Genomic DNA, 22,322 nt, shown 5'->3' on the forward strand with positions numbered 1-22,322 from the left:
CAAGCATCTAGCGAGCAGAAGAGAACTACGAATGGCAATTAATCTGCTTCGGCCTGCGTCAGCGAAGGCGCACACGTCTGGTCAGCCGGATGGGCCGGCTCGCTCTGTGTCTCCATCGGGGCAAGCGTCGAAGATAGGAAACCGCGTGATGGTCTGACGAGCCATAGGTGAGGTGTTGTCCCCCTGTTGTCTCATCAGCAGATGGCGCTGTGTCGGGCACGCGACGGGGGACCCGGAACGCTATCGTGCGACTGACATCGGAGGTGGAGTAGTGGCAAGGCGTCCGCCAAGAGGGCAGGTCGGTCCCCTGGTGCACCCGCTAAGTGTCGTCCGCGCTGAGCGCAACTGGACCTACCAGGATCTCGTGGACGCCATCGCCCGTCGAGCTGGCAACATCGCGAACCGCCGGGAGAAAGCGTGGCGATGGGAAAATTGGGGAGTCATCCCCGATCTCCCCAGCCAATTGGCATTGGCAAGTGAGCTAGGCGTGCCTCACGAACAGGTCCGTCTTGAACCATGGCCGCATTGGCTCGCCCCCTTTAGCGCCGGCGGCGTGCTGGTGGGCCCGCACGATGGTCGAGTCGACCGATACCAGCCAGTCGATATCCCCTGCCGCATCCGCGTCGGCCTGGACCCCGGCGAGCATCCGCTCGAACGTGCCATCGAGGGCCCACCTGCGGAAACGGGTGTAGATCGACTGCCAGGACCCGTACCGGGCCGGCACATCACGCCACGCCGCACCGGCCCGGATCTTCCACACGATCCCGTTGAGCATCCGCCGGTCATCGACCCGAGGCCGACCACCCGTCACCGCCGACGGCAGATACCTCGACAGCGCTTCCCACTCGACGTCAGACAACTCGTAGCGACGACCCACGCCCTACATCATCCGACACCGAGATCCTTTGAAGACACTGCCTAGCCGAACGAGGCCTACACGTGGTGCTGGCCGGAAGAAGCGAGCATTCCCTCGCGCCGGTTGTCGAGAAGCTGCGCCAACAGGGCTGCAGCGCTGTCGGTCAGCAGCTGGACGTCACCGACCCGGCCAGTGTCGCTCGCGCGGTCGCGGACACCGTAGGGCAGCTTGGCCGACTCGACGTCCTCGTCAACAACGCCGGCGTAGCGATCGACCGCGGCCAGCGAGCAGCAAGTCCGGACTTCGAGAAGGTGGCGGCGACCCTCAACGCGAACCTGATGGGAGCCTGGCGCTGCTGCTCCGCAGCCATCCCCGAGATGACCAAGAACGGCTACGGACGGATCGTCAACGTCAGCAGCCATCTGGCGTCCCTGAAGAACATGGCCGACACCAACGTCTCTTATCGAGTGTCCAAAGCCGCGCTGAACGCTCTGACTCGGGTGCTCGCGAGCGAACTCGCTGGTACCGGCATCCTCGTGAACACCTGTTCGCCTGGCCGGATGGCTACGAGGATGGCATACGGCGAAACATCGCGGGGCCCCACGGAGGGTGCGGACACGCCCATCTGGCTCGCCACCCTCCCCGACGATGGTCCGAGTGGCGGATTCTTCGCAGACCGGCAGCTGTTGGAGTGGTGACGCCAAGCCATGGCAGAGCCTGCAGAGGACAACGCTACTTCGAGCCGAGCAGCCCTCTCTTGAGCCTCTCTCCAGGTCTGCGGTGCCGGGGCCTCCGCGGGATGGCGGATCGTTGCAAGCCAGCGGAGGGTCACGTTTGATGCTCATCTCGCGCTGATGGGGAGGTGCGGCTGCTAGTTGGCCAGACATGTTCAGGAGCAAGAAGCCGACGTCCTAGGACGCTCTAGGGGGTGTGTCAGCCTTCATGGTTGAACTCGGCCTCGGCAGGTTGGGTGTCATCGGACAGTGCGCGCTCTGCGATGAATGGAGCGTCCAGCGCAGAGCGTTGTCGTGTGACGACCTTGCCTCCGTTAGCCGCAAACGGAGCGGTTCCCGCGAAGACGGGTGAGTCGAATCCGGCTCTGCTATAGGCGAGACGGGGTCTCACTACGCGGGTTAGGCGACAGGGATCGCGTTCCAAGCGTGCGGCGACGGCAGCGCATCGGCTCAGACTCTTTCAAAGAGCCTCAGGTTGCGGGAGGCGCGGTCAGCCAGGTCGGAGTGGGCGAATGGGACCGCCCCGGGTTTGGTTGACTCGCGGGGTTGAGTGGTTCAGGCCGCGTGTGCGGGCCTGTTGATTGTCTCGAACTCGATCGGTGTGAGGCGCCCGAGACGTCGTTGCCGACGCCGACGGTGGTAGGTCCGTTCGATCCAGGTCACGATCGCTAGGCGCAGTTCCTGGCGGGTGGCCCAGCGTTGCCGGTCCAGAACGTTGCGCTGCAGCAGGGCGAAGAACGATTCCATCGCGGCGTTGTCTCCGCACGCCCCGACCCGGCCCATCGAGCCAGTCAAGGCGTTGTGGTGCAACGCTTTCACGAACTTTCGTGAGCGAAACTGGCTACCCCTGTCCGAGTGGACGATAGTGCCGGACGGGTCCCGCAGCCGGACCGCGTTCCGCAACGCCGTGACCGCCAGGGAGGCTTTCATCCGTGAGTCGATGGAGTAGCCGACGATCCGGCCGGAGTACACGTCCTTGATCGCGCACAGGTACAGCTTGCCCTCGCCGGTGGGGTGTTCGGTGATATCGGTCAGCCACACCCGGTCCGGCGCGTCGGCGGTGAACCGGCGTTGCACCAGGTCGTCGTGCACCGGCGGCCCGGCCCGTCTCGTGAGGCCTCTGCGTTTGGCGAACGCCGACCAGATCCGCTGCTGTGAGCAGAGCCTGGCCACCCGGTTCGCGCCGGCGGTGATGCCGTGGGCGGGTAGTTCGTCGGTGATGAACCGGTACCCGAACGCCGGGTCGTCGGCGTGGATGTCGAGAGCGGCGTTGATCAGATAGGCGTCTTCCAGGTCCCGACGGGTGACCGGGCTGGTCTTCCACGCGTAGTAGGCCTGCTTGCTGAAGCCCAGCACCCGGCAGGTCACCGCGACGGGGATCCCGTCCGCGGCCAGGTCACCGACCAGCGGGTACGTCATTTTGGGGCGATCTCCTTGGCGAAGAACGCCGCCGCCCTGCGCAGGATCTCGTTCTCCTGCTCCAGCAGCTTGTTGCGGCGTCGCAGCTCCCGCAGCTCTGCCGACTCGGAGCTGGTGGTGCCGGGGCGGATCCCGTCGTCGGCGTCGGCGATCTTCAACCAGCGGTGCAGGCACGACTCGGAGATCCCGAAGTCCTTCGCGATCTGGGCGATCGGCGCCTCGCCCTTGCGGGCGACCGCGACCACGTCACGGCGGAACTCCGGCGGGAACGCTTTGGGCATGGCAGACATCCTTCCAGCGAGGAGCACATCCTCACAGGTCAGGAGTCAACCGAACCGGGGGCAGTCCCAATTGACGGGGCTACGGACTGTAGCGGTATGGCTTAGGATTGCTGCCGCGCGGGCTCGTCGCCCGGCCTCGGACCTGGGGAGGTGCCGTGCGGCGGGTCGCGGTGGTGTGTGCTGTTGCGGTGCTGTTGAGCGGGTGCGGTGCAGGCTCGTCTGGGCAGCCCACGAGCAGTAGTGCGCCGGTGGGTGACGACGGCGTGATCGAGCCGACGGGCCAGGTCGGTCTGCCGTCAGGGATCGTGGTCTCGAAGGACAACTTCTCCGATCGCACCAAGGGCCTGCTGGTGTACGACATCACCACGGGCAACCTGCTCGCCACGGCGGTTGCACCGGGTGAGGCCAGCGTCAGCCGCCGGGAAGCGTTCGACGAGACGATGCACCGCCTGGCCTACACCAGCGACTGCGAGCTGCAGGTGGCGACGCTGAACGGCGGCACCTACGTCCCGTCAGGGCGGTGGAAGCCACCACAGGCGTTCGGCAAGGCCAGGCAGTGCTTCGACACCCCGACCTTCGACGACGACGGTCGGCTCCGAGCCAGCGTCGGCGCCACGGCCTCTGAGCCTGGCCGGGTGATGTCCGTCGATCCAGCCAAGCCGGATGAGGCTCCCAGAGACGAGGGCGCGGGGAGCGTTCGACAGGAGAAGAAGCTCCGCCTCGCCGGCGTGAACAAGTCTGACGTTCGGGTCTACGTCCGCGGTGGCACGGTCACCAGCCTCATCGTCACCGGGGTCAAGCCGGGCGGTGATGTGCTTAGCGGCGACTTCTGGTACGACTGTAAGACGCCGGTCGACACGGTCACGTTCCTGTGCACCTCGTCCCTTGACGCGTCGCGCCAGTATTACGGAGGTGTCGCGCTGGCCATGGTCGACGTGTCTGCCGGCACGGTGAGGGTGAAACAGGTCGCGCCAGCCACCGAGGCGTCCCGACCGACGGTCCTGCCCGCTCCTGACCGGAAACGGGTGGCGATCAACGACTCCACCGGCTGGTACACCACGAGCCTTGACGGCGCTTCCAGCCCAGCCCGTCAGCCCCTCAGCGATCAGCGGAACCTCGGCGACATCCTCTTCTGGGCCTGACGGGACCAGCTCTGAGGCTCGCGCGCTGGACAAGCATCGCCGCACGGGCCGTAACCCACCGGACAGCGAAGGTGACGACGAGTTGACGACACAGGAGAGGTCGTTCGCGGAGGCCGTCCGGTCGGCCGTCGAACAGGGACGCGCGGAGCTGACGTACCTGGACGACATCAGCGACGAGCTGGTCGTCGCCTTCACCGAAGGTCAGGGCCCGGATTTACCTGCTCGTCTGCACGACTTCACCCGCAGCTTTCCGGTGGAGCTGCGCGGACACCTCGACCGGGAGCGGGCGTCGCTCGGCACGTTCAACATTGCCTTCTTCGGGCGGACCGGCGTCGGTAAGAGCACCCTGCTGTCGGTGTTCGGCCAGCTCGACGGGGAGTACGTCTCACCCGGTGACAACGATTTCACCACCGAGGTACGCCATGTCGAGTGGCGGGACTGCCGCCTGTTCGACACCCCCGGGATCAACGGCTGGGGCGCCTCCGAGAGCCGGGACATCCTCGAAGCCAGGGCCCGGGCGGCGGTGGAGGTCGCCGACATCGTTCTGCTGTGCTTCGACAGCCAGTCCCAGCAGGCGATGGAGTTCCAGAAGATCGCCGCTTGGGTCCGCGACAGGGGCAAGCCGGTGGTGGCCGTCCTCAACTCGCGTAACCGAAACTGGCGTCACCCGGCGGTGGTCCCGGAGTCCGGCCGCGGGCATCTGTCCGAGACGGTTCGCCAGCACGCCGACAACATCCGGACCCAGCTAGGCCAGATCGGGCTGTTCGACGTCCCGGTCGTCGCGATCCAGAGCCAGCGCGCCCTGCACGCGCGCGCAGCGACCCCGTTCCGCGGCCCGTCCCCCTCGGCCGTCCAGCACGAGCGGGAGCGTTTCGGTAGGGACTATCTCGATCGCTGGTCGAACTTCCCCACCCTGGAGCGTCTCATCATCGCCTCGATCGCGGAGGGCGGCGCCGATCTGCGGTTGACCGCGCTGCGCGAGGACATCCGGTCACGGTGCCGCAGTGCGGCGGGTGAGCTCGAAGAGCTGGCGGCCGAGTTCGAGCGGGAGGCGCAGGCCCTGGAGCGCAGGGTCGAGTCGATGTTCGCCGTGCTGGGCTATCCGGAGGACGCCGAGCGTGCCGAATGGCTGCACGACACCACGCTCAGCGAGGATCTGGTCGAGCTGTCCGAGCAGGCGCGGGGCGCCCCCTATACCTCGCCGCCGAAGGGGTCGTTGGACCGTCACGTGCGGCATCTCGCCACCTCGTACCTGGCCGGCTGCCACCGGCAGGCGAAGATCAACGTGGACGATGCCATCCAGCGGGCCTTCGCCGCGCGCAAGACGTTCGGCGAGCCGGAGTTCCGGGCGGCCGCGTACGACGAAGAAGCCATGACCGCCGCGGCGCAGGCCGTTTGGGTGGACCGTCAGGTGTTCCTGCGGCGTGAGCTGGAGATCGCGGTGGATCACGAGTCCGCCGTGAGCAGGCCGGCTGCGGTGCACGCCGTGACGATCGCCGGCGACGAGGGCGGCACCCTGCTGGGTGACGCCACCCAGGGCACGGGCATCGCGCTGGGTCTCGGCGCTCTTGCGCTGCCGTTCATCTGGAACCCCGCCGGATGGGTGCTCGCCGCCACCCTCGCCGGCATCGGCATCGTCAACCAGGCCGGGCAGTACTTCGGCAAGAGGGCGAGCCAGCAGGGGGAGGAGCAGACCCGCAAGGCGATGGCCGGCGCCATCGCTGACGGCCACCGAGCGGTGGACCGGACGTTCGCCGCCGCCGAGGACACGCTGGTCCAGGACAGCCGCAGAGCCGCGTGGACGGCGCTGGGGCCGGCGGTCGGTGAGGCTCTGAGTGCCGCGATCGGGTTCCGGATGGCGCGCGCCCGAATCACGCCGCTGCTCGACAGCCTGCGGACCTACGCCGACGCGGTCCGGCCCGCACCCGCGGTGACCGACGTCCTGCGACGGGCACAGCAGCGAATGGGGCGGACGCCGGCCGAGGTGAACCGGGTGTTGCTGGGCGAGGACTGGCTAGACTCGGGCGTCAACCACCAGCCGGTGCGGATGAGCGAGGCGGCGCGCAAGACGTACGCGAGCCGCCAGGAGGCGGACCGCATGCGCCTGGCCCGCGCCGTGACGGCGGCGTGGCGGTCGCCCACACCGGCGCAGATCTCCTCCTGGCGCCAGGACCTCGAGGACGCGGCCCGACGCGACTCGGCCCTGACCGACGTAATGGGGGCCTTCTGGCGCGTCAGTGGCGCACGGCCGGTCCTCGCCGTACTGGGAGACTACAACTCGGGCAAGTCGTCGCTGGTCCACCGGATCATGGTGGACGGTGGTCGGCGGCCCGACACCGCGTTCGACACCCGGGCGCTGCCGGCGACCACGGCCGCGAGCCGCTACCGGTTCCCCGGGTTCGACCTCATGGACACGCCCGGACTGCAGAGCGGACACGACGAGCACGACGCCGCCGCGCTTGAGGCGGTCACCGAGGCCGCTCTCGTGCTCGTCGTCGTCAACGTCAACCTGCTGGTCGGGAACACCTCCATGCTCGAGGACCTGTGGCGCGGCACGGAGCTGAGCGCCGCCAAGGACGGACGGATCGTGTTCCTCATCAATCGGTGCGACGAGCTGGGCATCGATCCGCTGACCGCACCCGATCAGTTCCTTAACCTGCAGAGCCAGAAACGGGATGCACTGCGCACCGCCCTCGCCGCTCGCGGCGCCGACGTGCCGCTCGACCGGATCCACTGCCTCTGCGGGGACCCGTTCGGCCTGGTCGGCGGAGTCGCGACGGCGCAGCCGGCGGACTTCGACGAGCATCGCCTCTGGGACGGGGTGGCCGCCCTGACGAACGCCCTGTTCGGTCTGTCCGACGAGCAGCTCGCCGACGCCGCGTCCTCGGCCGCCCTCGAAGCGGCGGTCACCGCCCTCAAGCGTCACCGGCACGCGCTGCACCAGGTGCTGAACGACGGCGAGAAGACGCTGAGCAGCCTGCAACCCCTGATCACGGGCTTGCGGGACGCGATACGCGACGCCGTGATCGTCGAGGGGTCACTGCGCGAGGACGCCCGCCGCATGGTGGACCGGCATGCGGTGCCGGCGAAATCCGCAGTGGCGGACCTCGACCGCGAGAACGCCCAGAAGCTGAAGGACATCGTCGAGTCCTGGTGGAAGACTCCACAGTTCGAAGCCGACCTCGAACGCTACCGCGACGACGCGGCACGCCGGTTGGGCGAGTGGCACGGCGAGCACCTCACCACGCTCGGGCGCGAGCTGCGAGCTGCCGAATGGGAGGCCACGCCCGAGCTCGCGGCCGAGTTCCAGGCCCAGGGAACCGCCTGGTACGAGGAGGTGACAGCGAGACTCGGCACCCTTGCGGAAGCCGTGACGCCGTTCGCGCAGATCCTCGGAAAGCGTGACACGTACTACGCGGTCCTGAAGCAGTTCAACTACAAGTTCAAACCGTGGGGCGCGGTCAAGGGCAGCGCCCGGGTCGCCCGGGCCGGGCTCGTCCTCGGGGCCATCGCCTCCGTCGCCGACATCGCGGGGATGGCCACCGACGCGCAGAAGGCCGGCCAGCACCGGGAGCAGCAGGAATCGGCGTTCAAGAAGATCGACGAGACGGCTGCGGGGATGGTGGACCTGATCATGCGCGATGAGCTGTGGGGAGGTCACGTCGCCTACCTGGAGCAGCGGTCCGCGGACCTCGAAGCGCTGCTCGACGAACACGTCGCCCGAGAATCGTCGATCGCCGACGGGATGGACTCGGCGAAGGTGCGGGTCGAGGCGGCCGACGACCTGGTCGTGGCCGCCGAAGCAATGGGAGGAACGGATCACAGTGGTTGACATCGACGCGGTGCGCGACTGGCTGGGGCGACTCCCCGGCGGATCACCCGGGCGGTACGCCGAGGACTGGGACGCCTTCCAGCAGCGGGACCGACCGGTGCTCACCCTCTTCGGGTCCTACGACACCGGCAAGAGCTCGCTGCTGCGCCGTCTGCTCGTCGACTCGGGCCGTGACGTTCCCGACTGGCTGACGATCAGCGCACGCCACGAGACCTTCGACGTCAACGACGTGGATTTCGGTACGTACACCGTCCGCGACACGCCCGGATTCGAGGTCGGGGCGTCGGGCGTCCGCGAACAGAACAACTCCCGCGTGATGGCCGCGGTCGCGCTCACCGACGTCGGCATCGCTGTGCTCACCCCGCAGCTGGCGACCGCCGAACGCGACGTGCTGCGAAGCCTGCTCACGCGAGGCTGGCCGGCCGGGACGATGTGGTTCGTCATCTCGCGGTTCGACGAGGCCGGCGAAAACCCCGAGTACGACCTCGCGGCGTACCGCGACCTCGGCGACCGCAAGGTTGGCGAGCTGCGGAACCTGTTAGGCCTGGACGACCAGGTGCCGGTCTTCGTCGTGTCGCAGGACCCATTCCAGACCGCCGGGCCGGTCACCGATCTCGACCGCGGCACCTGGGACGAGTTCCGGGACTGGGACGGCATGCAGGAGCTCACTGGCGCTCTCGAGGCGGTGTCCCCGTCAGCCCTGCCCGGCTGGCGGCACGCGGCCGGGCAACGCTACTGGTCGGCGGTGCTGGGCAACACCCTGTCTGACCTGCGCGGTCAACTGGCGGACTACGCGCAACAGGCCACGGTGGCGGCCCACGGCGTCGGTCGCCGCGAGCAGTGGGAGAGGCAGCTCGCCAACCTCGACCGGGCCGCCCGGGCCGGCCTCGAAGGCCTCGTCGACGAGGTGCTGCGGCGGTCGTGGGATTCCGGCTCCGCCGCCGACGAGCTGCAGCGCACGGTCGGCGAATGGTTCACCCGGCACGAGAGCCATCTCGACCGGCTGCGGCAGTCGATCCGCAAGGGCAAGGAGCGAGACCGAGCCCTCCCCACCTGGTCCGGCTTCGCCTCGCTGGTCGGGACACTCAGGTCCGGGGAGAACACCGCCCCCGCCGCAGACGGTCCCGGCCAGCTATCGCAACACACCAGCACCATCGGCAGCATGCTGCTCGGCGTGCTGAAGACCATGACCGAGGACCTCGGCGACACCGCCGGCAGGAAGACCACGGCGGTGAAGATGGCCGAGAAGGTGAAGCCGTACGTCGGCACCGTCGAAGCCGCGCTCCCCCTCACCGTCTACCTGACGGCGTTGGTCGACCAGCACCTCGCGAATCGCACGCGCCTGAACCAGGACAGGGCGGCGGCCGAGATGCGTCATCAGGTCGTCGCCGAATGCACTCGACTCGTCCGCGACACCTGGCAGCCGTTCGTTGACGACGTCCACGACGAGATCGTCGCCCAGACGAAGGACGAGGTCGACCTCGACGCGAGCCTGCGCCAGCTCGTCAGGCACCTGCACGAAGCCATCGTGGAAGGCGAGAGTCTCTCTCGCTGACCCGGTCATGCCGCAGTGGATCAAGGTGCCGGGGCGTCAGCGAACAGGCCGGGCAGGTCGAACCTGTGCCCGGTGCACACCCAGCTCGCCTGGTACGCGCCCTCCACAGGAGACCCATTCCGACTCAAGCACCCGAGCACCTCATCTTCAGGCTGGCGTCGTCGAACGGCGCCAACGCGACCGGGGCGGTCAGCTGTCGGGACGCGGCACGACGGCCGCCTCAATGCCGTCGTGCGGCACACCGCGTGTGACCTGCCGCAGCCACGCGATCCGGCGGCCTTGCGCCTCCATGGCTGAGCAGCGCAGCTGCGCCACCCCCGGCACCCGCACCTCCGCGGCGACCTCCTACGCGAGGACCTGGGCCGCCTCCGCTCCCGGGAGCACCACCAGGTGCCGGAGCGGTCTTGCGGCCGCCCAACCACTCCGGCCCGCTCTGCGCTGCGGCATCTGACGGTGTGGCTGGACTGATGAAGGACATGAATAGGGCCCGTCCGGATGGTGCCGAGTCACCCACCGTCAGCTACGTTAAGGCTGCTCGCGGCTCCGCCTCACCGGCCAGGTAGGAGTCGGCAGTAAGGCTCGGACAATGGCCGAAGCCTGGGCGGAAACCCCCGCTTGGGTGCCAGCCGCCGGCTTCGATCCGCCACTGCCGCACGTCGGGCAGTACGGGGGAGATCGGAAGCACATGGCGTCGCAGGTGATGCCGCCGAATCTGACGGCGGCCAACGATCTGCTGCTGCAACGGGGGCCATTGCCTCCGGAGGAGGTCGTGACCCTCCTGCGGGAGAGCGGCATCGTGGTCACGGTGGCGCGGCTGGCGAAACTGCCGGAGCGGTTTCCGGAAGCGTTTGTTCTCGACGAGCAGGGCCGTCTCACCGTTCCCTCCCAGACATCCGCTGAGGTGAGCGACCACCCGATCGAGGGTCTTCACCCGTCGAGGGTCCCGGCATGGCGTCGAACACCACTCCCCGCCACCATTTCGCTGGCCGAGTGTGTCGTCCTCGCTGTATCGCCACCAGACGCGTACGGGGAGGTGATGGTAGGGGCCGCGCGGATGAGCGACGGGGAGTGCCAGGTCTTCCCCGGAGGGGCGGACCAGGGCAGCCGGCTAAGCCTTTTCACCGATGGGGCGGCGTGCGTGGTGACCCACGACGACGACTGGTCGCGTTTACCGCAGCGCCTCGCGAAATGTCTTCCCGACGTGCACGTCGACCTGAACCTGCTGGTGTTGCTGCAGGATCCGACGCGGCCCGGCGCGCGACTGGCCGAGCTGTGCGAGAGCTGGGGGATCGCCCGCGACGACGACGACCTTGCCGCCGATGCTCGTGCCGCGGCCGCCTGCCTGCGCCTCGTCCTGGAGCAGATCGGCGAATCCGAGCCATCCTGGCAGCTTGCCCGCGTGTGCCTGGCGGCGGCCGGTTCACCGGTGGCACGCCTGCTTCCGAACGGTTCGCTGCCGGAGCGGGTGCGTGACGGACTGACGTGCGCACCGGATCCGCTGCTCGACGCGTCGGGTGAGGGCTACCGGTCGGCGCTGGAGGCGGTCCGTCAGGTGTTCGGCCAGCTGACCGGACAGGGCTACGCCGCGCGGCCGTCCCAGCGCGAGATGTCCACGGCGGTCAGCGAGGTGCTGGACGGCGGCGGGCTGCTCGCCGTCGAGGCACCCACCGGCACCGGCAAGTCGCTCGCCTATCTCACGCCGGCTGCCGGCCGGGCCGGTGGTGCCCGCCGTCCGGTCGTGGTCGCCACCGCCACGAAGGTGCTACAGCAGCAATTGCGCCGCGACGTGGCCCGGCTGCGGGAACAGGGTCTCTTCTCCGTTCCGCTGCGCCAACTCTTCGGGGTCTCCAACTACCTCTGCCCGCGCGAGATCGCCGCTGCTCTTGACGGGGCCGGCGACGACACGGAACCGGACCAGTGGCTGGCGCTCGCCGTCGCGATCCGGGGTCTGGCCGTCAGCCAGGTCGGGGTGTGGGACGACATCGCCGACCATGCGCTGAGCCGCGGTCGCCCGGCCTACGCGGCAGCGCGCGACGTGCTGCGCACCGATGCGCGCTCCTGTGAGCGGCAGCGGTGCGGGTGGGTGTCGACCTGTCCCTTGTTCAAGCGGCTCGCTGGTATGGCCGAACGTCCCGGCGTCCTGGCCGTCAACCATGCCCTGATCGCCTCCTGGGCCCAGCTCGCTCAGCAGGGGGTGCGCAGTCCCGGCGACGTGCTTGCCGACGGCGCGGGCGACCTCGTCTTCGACGAGGCCCATGAGCTGGAGGATTCCCTGACGGCCGCCTGGACGAAGGCCCTCGGCCGTCGAGAGCTGCTGGGTCTGGCCACCCGGCTGGACGGGCGGTCCGGTCTCGACCGTCAACTGCGCCGACTGGTTGCCTCGGGCATAGACCTCCGTAGCGGGCGCCAGCTGCCCGCCATGGCCCGACAGTTGCGGCGGGACTGCGACAGTCTCACCTCCGCCGTCCTGCGTTACCTCCACGAGTACGGGGGGACGAGTCGTTCCGCCGTGCCCCGAAGCGGGGTGGTGCACGGGCGCCCCGAGTATCGACAGCTCGTCGAAGAGGTCCGCCAGACTGGCCGCGGCCTGCGGGAGTTGCTGACCGCACTGAAGGCGGTGGAAACGGCCGCCCGAACCCGCCTTGCCGAGCTGGGCGACGGCCATCCGCTGCTGCGGAGCGTCGTGTCCCGCCTCTCCGGGCTGACCCATGCGGTGACCGATGCCGGGGAGGTGCTGGGGCGGCTGCGGGACCTACCCGACGAGCACCTGTGGGTGTACCGGCTCTCCGCCGACCCACCGTCCGACTCCCCGGCCAGCCCCGAGGCCGCCGACCCGCAGCCGGACTGGACCTTCGAGTGCATCCCCGTCGATGTCGGTCCGGCTTTCGCCGACGCCGTAGTACGGCCCGCCAGGAGCATCACGCTGACCAGCGCCACCCTCACCACCGGCGGCACGTTCGACTACGTCGCGTCCCGGCTGGGGATCCGGGTCCAGCCCGGCAGCAGCCAGCCCGGGGTGTTCGACGGCCGGCAGCTGCCCAGCCCGTTCGACTACGCCGCGCAGTCGGCGGTCGTGCTCACCAGTCACCTACCGGTCCCGGTGCCCAGTCAGGAGCGGGAGTTCGTCGAGGACCTCGCCCGTGACCAGGTGGGGCTGTTGTCCCTTACGGGCGGCAGGTCCATGACGCTGTTCGCGGCACGCCGGCGCATGGAGGCGGTCGCGAACCTGGTGCGGCAGCAGGGCGACGCCCTGGCCGACCGTGGCGTGCGACTGCTGGTGCAGGGGGAAGCCGGCCGCGCGGAGATCGCCGACCGGTTCCGGGCCGATCCCGGCACTGTCGTATACGGGTTGCGCTCCTACTGGCAGGGCTTCGACGCCCCCGGCGACACCTTGAGCTATCTGGCCATCGAGAAGCCGCCCTATCCCCACCCCGACGACGCCGTGGTCAGCGCCCGGATCCGCGCCATCGCCGACCGCGGCGGCGACCCCTTCCTGGAGTACGTGGTCCCCAAGACCGCCGTCCTGCTCGCGCAGGGCTTCGGCCGGCTGATCCGCAGTGAGTCCGACCGCGGCGCGGCCTTGATCTGCGATCGGCGCATGCAGTCTCCGAGTAGCGCCAATCGTCTGCTGCTGTCCACACTTCCCGGCCCGGAGCTCCACTACGCCGTCGATCGGGACGACGCCTGGCGCTACGCCCTGCGGTTCGTCACCGGCGAGGAGCCGGACCTGAGCGCGGCGTTGGCGTTGGCGGGCAGCGAGGTCGATGCGATCGTGCAGCGGCTCCGGCTGACACCGGGGGAAGACCCGGAGCCGAAGCTGCGCGAGGGCGCGCGGCTGCTTTTCGGGGTGCAGCAGCTGCGGGACGAGCAGCTTCAGCTGATGCTGGCCCACCTCGCCGGTCTCGACACGGTCGGTGTGCTGCCCACGGGGACCGGCAAGTCGCTGTGCTTCCAACTGCCGGCGTTGCTGCGCCCGCAGGATCGTGCGACGGTCGTCGTCAGCCCTCTCGTCGCGCTCATCAAGGACCAGTTGGACGACCTTCGAGGTCGTCGGGGCCTGCGCAGCGTCCAGGGCATCACGGGCAGCACACCGGCAGCCGTCCGCAACGAGATCCTGCGGGATCTGGCCGGGGGCAAGGTGCGGCTGCTGTATGTGTCCCCGGAACGGCTGGTGCGCGATCCGGTGCTGCGAGTGGCGCTGGAGCGTCAGGACCTGGCCGGCCTGGTGGTCGACGAGGCGCACTGCGTCAGCGACTGGGGGCACGACTTCCGACCGGAGTTCCGTCAGGTCACGCGGGCTGTCGCCCACCTCGACCGTGCCCCGCGGATGGCCCTGACCGCCACCGCCACGCGTCCCGTGGTGCAGGACATCATCGCCACCCTTGAGCTGCGTGACCCGCTCACGGTCACCAGACCCTCCGACCGTCCGAACCTCCGCTTCCGGATCACCAAGGTGGCCGATGAACGGGAGCGTGCCCGGGAGCTGCTGCGTATCGCCACCGCCATGGGAACCACGCCCGGCATCGTGTACGCGTCGCGGAGGGCGGTCACCGAAGAGATCGCCGCGCTCTTGCGGCGGGCTGGGCTGGCAGCCCGCCACTACCACGCCGGCATGGTCCCGGAACAGCGCGAGGCCGTCCAGGACGACTTCCTCGCCGGCACCACGCAGATCATTGTGGCGACCAAGGCGTTCGGCATGGGCGTGAACAAGCCGGATATCGGCTGGGTGGTGCACTACGACCTGCCCGAGTCGCTTGACGCGTACGTGCAGGAGGCGGGGCGGGCGGCGCGTGCCGCCCAACTGCGTGGCGACTGCGTCCTGCTCTACAGCGGCGGCGACATCGCCCGCCGCCGCGCCCAGGTGGTCAACACGGCGGAGGGCGACCGCCGCGCCCAGGCGCAGCGGGTGCTGACGCTGCTGCGGGAGCAGCGCCAGCGCGGCGGGGACGTGGTGTTCCATCCGGAGGAGCTGGCCGAGGCGGTTGGTGTCGAGGCGGACGAGCTCAACGTCCTGCTGGGTTGGCTGGAACGCGCCGGCGCGGTCGAGCAACTGCCGGACTGCTCGGCCCGCGGGACGGTCCACGTGGGCACGCGGGAGCCGGAGGACGAGCAGCAGCGGCGCCGGTTCCGGCACATGTCCGTGCTGCTGCGCATGCGGCCGCAGGTCGGCAGCCGCATCGACTTCGACCGGCTGGAACAGGAGCACGGCATCGACCCGGACGAGCTGGAGAACGATCTGGTCGCTTGGTCGCTGGACCGCCTGATCACCTTCTCGTCGTCGCAGCGCTACCGCCGCCTGCGACTTCGGGCGCGCGAGGTGGACACCGCATTGCTGAGCCGTGAGATTCGTCGGTGGAACGCCTGGCAGCGTGAGCAGCTCGATGCCGTCATCTCCTACGTCAGCGGCACGCATTGCCGCCGCGCCACGATTGTGCGGTACTTCGGGTTCTCGCCGTACACCTGCGGTGATCAAAGCGAGCCCTGCGACGCCTGTGGAGGACGGGCGGCGTGGCATGATCTTCCGGCTCTGGCCGTGCCGGATCCGGAAAATCTGGTCAACGTCGAGCTCACCGTCCTGCAGGCGGTGGCATGGGCATCCACACTGCGTACGGGCCGCTACGGCGCCGTTGGGTTGAAGGCGGCCGTGCTGGGTGCGGAGGTGCTGGCCGGGGGACATCCGATCGGGGCCGGGCTGCGCCGCTGCCCGCAGTTCGGTGCGCTCCGGCACGTGCGCGGCGCCGAGCGGCGGTGGGACCAGGCGGCCGAACGCCTGGTCGCCGAGGGGCTGCTGGCGCGGGACGAGGTCAGCAGGGACAGCAGGAGCTACCTGAGCCTGGCGATCACCGATGCCGGGCGGGAACGGTTGGGGGGGCCGTCGTGGGTGAGTTGGTAAGCGTCGAGCGGGTCATCACCGAACAGCTGCTGGAGACCGGGGAGATCTCCCTGGGGCCGGTGGAACACACCCGCCTCCGGCTTCCCAGCCACTCCGCCGACCTGACTGTCGTGGTCGACGACGAGTCGCTCCCGGTGGCGTGGATCGCCGGCCGACGGCGTCTGCACGGAGAGCCGCTGGCCGAGTACTTGCAGGACACCGCGCGGGTGGGTGGCCTGCTGCGGCTGGAGCGCCGCGGCGACGACGCGCTGCGGCTCGTGGTCTCCGCGCCGGGGGCGCGGCTGTCGGCCGCCACCTGGCTGCCGGGCGTCGCGGTTACGGCACCGGCTGCCCCGGTCGCCAAGGGTGCCGCTGCCACGGCGGCGGCCGCCCGGTCACAGCGCCGCGCGAGTACCGGCGGTCGCTACCGGTTGCGGAAGCGTGAGGAGTACGCCTGGCAGGGGGAGATCGGCTTCCTCAAGAGCGCCCGCCAGCATGCCGTGGGCGCGTTGAAGAATCGCGGCTGGGATCCGGCCGACGCGGTGCAGATGCGGTTGGAGGGGGAGCGCCTGGCCACCCTCGACCAGTTCGACGAGCTGTTGGCCATCGACGCCGCGCACATCGAGCACATGCCGCACCAGGAGGCGGCGGCCCGGACCGTGCTGACCCGGATGGGCGGGCGTGGCATCCTCGCCGACGAGGTCGGTCTCGGCAAGACCGTCGAGGCGGGCCTGGTCCTCAAGGAGTTGATGCTGCGCGGCCTCGCGCAACGAGTTCTGATCATCTGCCCGGCGCCGCTGCGGGACCAATGGCGCGACGAGTTGCACGACAAGTTCGACGAGGACTTCACCGTGGTGGCCAGCGGGCTGGACGCTGCGGCCTTCGAGCAGGACCGACTGATCATGACCCTGCAGCTGGTGCTACGCAACGCGGAGCGGTTCCGCAAGCGCTTCGACCTGGTCATCGTCGACGAGGCGCACCGGCTGTCCGGCGCTGGCGCGAAACGCACCCGCGAGACCGTCGGCGACCTCATCGCCAAGGCACCCCGGGCGCTGTTCCTGTCGGCCACCCCGGTGCAGAACAACCTCTTGGAGCTGTACCGGCTGGTGGAGCTCCTGCGACCAGGCACCTTCGATTCCGAGTACGACTTCTCCCGCCGCTTCGTCGACCGGCGTGACCCGCGCCGGCCGGTCAACGCCGTCGAGCTACGCAAGCTCATCAGTAGCGTGGTGGTGCGGACGACCCGGCAGCAGGCCGGCGTCGACCGGGTGCACCGGATGCCCCCGCAGGATCACGGCGTGGTGCTGACCCCACCGGAGCGCCAGCTCTACGACCTTCTGCTGGACACGCTGCGCCACCGGATGACCGGGCCGTCCGACACCATGCGTCGCCGGCAACTCGCGCTGCGGCTGACCGCGTCCCCGCAGGCGGTGTCGCGCAGCGCCCTGCGGATGGCCGAGCGGGAGTCGGACCGGCAGCTGCGGCAGGTCCTCACCGAGATCGGTCACCTGGCCGGGGACATCCGGCACACGTCCCGGGAACAGACCGCGCTGAAGGTCGTCCAGCGCTGGCTCGACGAACACGGGCGGGTGCTCATGTTCACCCAGCACACCGACACCCTCACCGGCATCCTGCGGCTGCTCGACGGCGCCGGCATCAGCGCCGCCCCGTTCCACGGCGGCATGACCCACGCCGCCCGCAGCGCGTCCGTCGCCGACTTCCGCTCCGGCCGCGCGCAGGTGCTGGTCTCCACCGATGCCGGCGCCGAGGGGCAGAACCTTCAGGTCAGCAACTGTGTGCTCAACTACGACCTGCCGTGGAATCCGATGCGTGTCGAGCAGCGCATCGGCCGGGTGCACCGGCTCACCCAGACCCGCGACGTGCACATCGCGAACCTCTTCGCCCGGAACACCCTCGACGAGGCCGTCTACCGGCTGCTGCACGACAAGCTGGCCATGTTCGAACTGCTGTTTGGTCAGGTCGTGACGGTCCTCGGCGAGCTGGAGGGCACCCAGGACTCCAGCATGGAGAACCGGGTCCTCGAAGCCCTCTACGCCAAGAGCGACGCCACCATGCAACGCCGGCTCGACGAGCTGGGCACGCAGCTGGAGCAGGCCCGCAGCCGGGCCATGACCATGATGACGGCGGACGCCGGGCTCAGCGACTGGCTCGCCCAGCGGCAGGAGGAGCGGCGTAAGCGCGCCGCGCAGCCGGAGGCGCGGGAGCTGCTGCCCCAGGCGTCCAAGCGCCCGCGGCGCCGGCAGAAGGACCTCGAGCGGTTCGTCGGTAGTTTCCTGACTTCGGCGGGGGCGACGCTGACGCAACCCTCCGAAGGGCTGACCGTCGCCACGCTGCCGGACGACCTCGCCACCGCCCTGGGTGGCCGGCGGGAACTGTTCCTCGCCTTCACCAACGCCGCCCTGGATCACCATCCGGAGGCGGAGCTCTGTGTCGTCGGATCCGAGCTCTTCGACGAGCTGTTGGAGGTGCTGCGCGAACGCGGCGATCTGGCGGGCACGGTGGCCACGATCCCCGACGTGCACCAGAAGCCGGCCCTCGCGCACAGCCCGGACGTGCAGCTGGTCAAGCGCCACATCGAGCCGGCGGACCAGTGGGCCGCCCGCGCCACCTACCGGGTGCAGGAGGGGGCCACGAGTGGCAACCAGCAGCTGGTGACGGTCGCCGTCGGGCCGACGATCGACACGAGCCGGCACCGTCTGCCACTGCCCGACGGGGCCGCCATGCCGGCGACCCTGCCGGAGAAGGATGTCCTCGACGTTGTCGACAGGCAGGCCGCTGCGCAACTGCGGCAGACCCTGCGGGAGGCCCGGGAAGCCGAGCAGCGCCGGCAGCGGGAAGCCCAGGAAGCCCTCGTCGCCAACCTGGAGAAGCAGCTCGCCTCGGCGCAGAAGGCCTTCCGCAAGCGCGGTGACTCCGAGGCATACCTCGAGATGTACGAGCGGGAGCGCCAGCTGACTCGCGCGATCGAGGCAGCTCGCCGACCCGCACCGAAGATCATCGATGCCGAGCTGCGCGCCGAGCTGCTGACCCTGGAAATGCACGGCTCCGATCAGCTCGTGGTGGTGGAACGCTGGGAGCACACCAGCGGCACGGTCCGCGAGCTGCGCTACCAGTGGAGCGGCAACTTGGCCCAGCACGGCCTGACCTGTGAGGCGAGCGGGGCACCGCTGCGCACACTGGCGCTGTGCGGTGACGCGCATGTCGTGGACAGCTCTGCCTTGTCACTCTGCCATTCCTGTGACACCCACTGGTGTGACGCCTGCGGGCCCCAGCGCGAGGTGCGGGCGTGTCGCGGCTGCGGCCGGGACGCCTGCGGGACGTGCCGCTCCGGTGGCGGCCCTCTCTGTGGCAGCTGCGCTCGTCCCCACCGCGCCCCGGATCTCGACACCGATTGGGAGATCGGCTGGCGGCTCGGCGGTTCGGCGCACCTCCTCGTCGGGCAGCGCCACGCCGTATTGGTGGACACACGGGGTGACCGACACACGTTGGTGCCGCCGGCTGATGTCCAGGATCCGCTCCGGACCCGGTTGCGCGGACTGGCCCACCGGCTGCAGCTGCCTGCCGGCGCAGGCCTGACCGCAGCGGCGCCTTCGGTCCCGCACGGTCATCTGACGACCGGCAGTGTGTGGGCGACGGTGTCATCGTCGGCGTGGTGGACTTGGCAGTCCGGGAATGGTGCCGGTGTCGACACCTCGGTGGCCGAGCTGGTGCCTGTGCTCGCCAGCCCACCGGTCACCGCCGAGGACGAGGCCGGATTCAGCGTACTGCTGGCCGACCTCCGCGCCCGCGACGCGGTCCCGCCCGCCCCGGCCGTCGCGGCGATGCCGTTCGCCGTCGTGCAGCGGGTCGACATCCATGACGGGCAGTTCGTCTACCGAGAGCTCTGGCACGACGGTGATCGGGCGCCCCAGCTCGCCCGGGAGGACCGCGAGCCGCTGCAGGCCAGCCGCCACGACGTGGCGCCGTTCTGCCGGGCTGTCGCACAGACCGTGGTGGGTCCGGTCAGCGTGGAGGTCGACCGACTGCACCGCTCCTACGTGTGCCTGCTGACCGACGGCTCCCGCAGCAGCACCCTCTTCGTCCCGGGGCTCCCCGGCGCCACGGCGCAGGCAGAGGAACATCTCGCGCGCCGGGTCATGGCCGCCGGTCTGCCCACGGACCGGGTGGTCGTTCGACACCCCTGGTCCGCGCCGCCCACCGCCGAGCTTCGTTACAGCCCGGCGGCGGCGGACGTTCGTGTGACGCGCACGGTGAAGACCCAGCGGGCGCTGGTGGAGCAGCAGGTCGGCGACCCGGAGACGGGCTTTCTCGGCCCGGACGCCACCACCGGAGAGTTCGCGGCGGCCCGCCGCGCCGACGACGAGGCCCTCCGGCAGGTACTCAACCAATTGGCGGCACCGGTCACGCCGGTCTCCGTCGCCGATTGCATCACCGTCAACGAGCAGTGGCACTCATCCCACGGCACCGCCGTTCGCCAGTACCTGGTCGCTCCGGCCGCGCCCCTGAACACGCGACTGCTCGCCGGGCGAACCCTCGTCGCGCCCGGCGAGACGATTGCGGTGACCCTGGCCGACGGAAACGCGGCCCGCGGACCGTTGTACGTCGACAGCGGCGGACACCTGGTCGACAGCGAGCAGGTGGCCGGCTGTCCCGTCTGCGCGCGCGCCTACGGCCCGTGCTGCGGAGACGGCGGCGTCATCACCGACTGCGGCTCCTGCAGGCGGCCCGCCTGTGGCACCTGCCGGTCGAACGACCCGTCCACGGTGACGGCGACCAGGTGTGATCGGTGCGGAGACCACTCCTGCGGCGACTGCTCCCGTCACCTGCCCGTACACGGATGTCAGCTGTGCGGCCGCGACGTCTGCCCGTCCTGCGGCCCCGGCCCGGTCTGCCTCACCTGCCAGCACCTCACGCCGGCGACCGCCGAGCAGATCGCCGGCCTGCCCGCCGAGCTGTGCGCGGACGGCCTGGCCGTGCTCATCGGCGAGGACGGCGGCGGCAGGGTTGCGGTGCTGCACGGCACCACCCGCTCGGAGGTGGCCGTCGTCTCGTCGTCGGGCGTACACCGCTGGGAGACCGTCACCGGCGACGACGAGACGCTGCTGCGGGTGCGGCTGGGCGCTGCCCGGCTGGCCGGGCACGGCGAGGTGACCGTCCGCGCTGTCTCCGCCGAGACCCCGCCGGGGCGTACCGACTCGCTGGTCCTGCAGCGTAGTCGTGACACCACGTTCCAGTGGCTCGTGCAGACGGATGACCTCCGGCACGCCGGCAACGGCTCCGGCCTGGCAGCGCTGCCGAGCGCGGGGGACCTGGACGCCGAGCTCACCGACGCGTTCGACGCGGCACTGCACGGGGGAGCGGCGGCCGTGCCGGTGCCGAGGCGCGCGTCGGTGACCCGACGGCAGGCCGTGCGACGGCTGACCGCCGGGCTCCCGGCCCCCAAGACCAGTACGATCGCCAGCGCCTGCCGTCAGCACACCGAGACCAGCCTGGCTCTTACGCCCGCCGGCCTGGTGCGCCGCCGAGCGGTCGGCAGCAGGTTGTTCGAGGAATGGGCGAACTGGCAGGTGCCGGTGCAGGTGCCGACGTGGACCGGTGAGGGCTGGCGTCCGACGCCGCGGATCATCGCCACCGCCGCAGTGGACGGTTGGACCGCGATCGTCGCGGCCGTCGGCGGGCACGCCATGCTCGCGCTGCGCCATGGCGGCGAGTCGCCAATCTGGTATGGGCTCAGCGAGGACACCGAATCGGATCTGTGCCGGGCCGTGCTCGGTGCCGAGCTGCTCGGTGAGCACGCCCTGGTGACGGTCGTCGACCACACGCCCGTCGACCAGCTCAAAGGGCCGATGGTCCTGCGCGCCCGCCTGATGGCTCGTCGTACCGCCCCGCTCGTGTCGCGGCAGCCCTTCGGCCAGCCGCGACGCAAGGCGCTCTCACCGGTGGCCGCCGTCGCCGCGATCGTTCCTCACGCCACGCCCGTCGCGCCCGTGCCTGTCGCCGGCCTGCCCGAGGCCGTGGTGCGGGAACTGCGGGCCCGGGTGGCGGCTCACCGGGTCGCCCAGGTCGACGTCACCGTCGGCCTACGGGTCGACGAGCAGTGGCGCCTGCCTAACGGGGAAACGCTCGGCGTCCGGTACGAGGTGCCGGCGGGGCAGACCAATGGCTACCTGACCGACGCCGTCACCGGTAAACCGCTCGCCCAGGCAGCGCCCTGTCGGCGGCATCATCTGGTCAACTCCCTGGAGCTGTGCAGCACCTGCCTGAGCGCCACCTGTGCGGTGTGCCCCGACGCGGTGCGGCCCTGCGCCCTGTGTGGCGGACGGCTCTGCGGCACCTGCGTCGCCAGCCCTGACGGCCGATGCCCCACGTGCGCCCAGCTACGCAAGGTCGGGTTGTTCGAGCGGGGCAAGTTCGGCGTGTCAATGCGGGGCGCCGCCTGGCACGGCGGGGGCAAACATGTCCAGGTCACGGTGCGCCGCGACAAGGGTGCCTGGACGCTGGACAGGTGGGACAAGGACGGACGGGTCACCATTCCCATCGGTGGTGACGCCTTGGCGTCGGTCGCGCGCATGCTGGGCGAAACCCTGTGAGCGGGAGCCAGGCGATGTCC

Annotated in this window: 9 protein-coding genes; 6 read left to right on the forward strand and 3 right to left on the reverse strand. The window is 70.0% G+C overall.

Annotated elements, in window-relative coordinates; genetic code table 11:
• Positions 1-481 precede the first annotated feature (481 nt).
• Complete coding sequence (locus GA0070611_RS06495; RefSeq protein WP_091659087.1) at positions 482-877, reverse strand: IS5 family transposase; 396 nt, start codon at positions 875-877, stop codon at positions 482-484.
• Between the two features lie 62 nt (positions 878-939).
• On the opposite strand from GA0070611_RS06495, the gene GA0070611_RS06500 reads away from it, so the two are divergent.
• Positions 940-1,554, forward strand: a complete 615-nt coding sequence (locus tag GA0070611_RS06500; RefSeq protein ID WP_091659092.1) for an SDR family NAD(P)-dependent oxidoreductase — start codon at positions 940-942, stop codon at positions 1,552-1,554.
• Positions 1,555-2,145: 591 nt separating this feature from the next.
• Here the strand turns inward: GA0070611_RS06500 and GA0070611_RS06505 are convergent.
• A protein-coding gene (locus tag GA0070611_RS06505) for an IS3 family transposase (RefSeq protein ID WP_091659059.1) occupies positions 2,146-3,290 on the reverse strand; the annotation gives its coding sequence in 2 pieces (ribosomal slippage) (positions 2,146-3,020 and positions 3,020-3,290; 1,146 coding nt in all).
• Positions 3,291-3,538: 248 nt separating this feature from the next.
• Here GA0070611_RS06505 and GA0070611_RS06510 point away from each other — a divergent pair.
• The 3 genes from GA0070611_RS06510 (at position 3,539) to GA0070611_RS06520 (ending at position 9,819) form a co-directional block, all read left to right on the forward strand.
• Positions 3,539-4,432, forward strand: a complete 894-nt coding sequence (locus GA0070611_RS06510) for a hypothetical protein (RefSeq protein WP_091659095.1) — start codon at positions 3,539-3,541, stop codon at positions 4,430-4,432.
• Positions 4,433-4,514: 82 nt separating this feature from the next.
• Positions 4,515-8,264, forward strand: a complete 3,750-nt coding sequence (locus tag GA0070611_RS06515; RefSeq protein WP_157740222.1) for a GTPase — start codon at positions 4,515-4,517, stop codon at positions 8,262-8,264.
• Positions 8,257-9,819, forward strand: a complete 1,563-nt coding sequence (locus tag GA0070611_RS06520) for a GTPase domain-containing protein (protein ID WP_091659103.1) — start codon at positions 8,257-8,259, stop codon at positions 9,817-9,819. Before GA0070611_RS06515 ends, GA0070611_RS06520 begins: the two co-directional genes overlap by 8 nt.
• A 189-nt stretch (positions 9,820-10,008) precedes the next feature.
• Here the strand turns inward: GA0070611_RS06520 and GA0070611_RS32185 are convergent, their stop codons facing one another.
• Positions 10,009-10,134, reverse strand: coding sequence for a hypothetical protein (locus GA0070611_RS32185; protein WP_269456351.1), 126 nt, complete (start codon positions 10,132-10,134; stop codon positions 10,009-10,011).
• A gap of 271 nt (positions 10,135-10,405) precedes the next feature.
• Between GA0070611_RS32185 and GA0070611_RS31455 the strand changes: the two genes are divergently transcribed.
• Entirely contained in the window at positions 10,406-15,712 is a 5,307-nt protein-coding gene (locus GA0070611_RS31455; RefSeq protein WP_157740223.1) for a RecQ family ATP-dependent DNA helicase, read from the forward strand.
• A gap of 608 nt (positions 15,713-16,320) precedes the next feature.
• The gene (locus GA0070611_RS06535) at positions 16,321-22,302 is read left to right on the forward strand and encodes an SNF2-related protein (RefSeq protein ID WP_269456367.1); all 5,982 of its coding nucleotides are present in this window, start codon (positions 16,321-16,323) and stop codon (positions 22,300-22,302) included.
• Positions 22,303-22,322 lie beyond the last annotated feature (20 nt).

Origin of the sequence: Micromonospora auratinigra (genome assembly GCF_900089595.1) — a bacterium.
Taxonomy (GTDB): Bacteria; Actinomycetota; Actinomycetes; order Mycobacteriales; family Micromonosporaceae; genus Micromonospora; species Micromonospora auratinigra.

What these genes read in the sequence shown, in the direction of transcription:
- GA0070611_RS31455 (WP_157740223.1), top strand. Translation starts at nt 10,406, where the DNA reads ATGGCCGAAGCCTGGGCGGAAACCCCCGCTTGGGTGCCAGCCGCCGGC.
- GA0070611_RS06535 (WP_269456367.1), top strand. Translation starts at nt 16,321, where the DNA reads ATGCCGCACCAGGAGGCGGCGGCCCGGACCGTGCTGACCCGGATGGGC.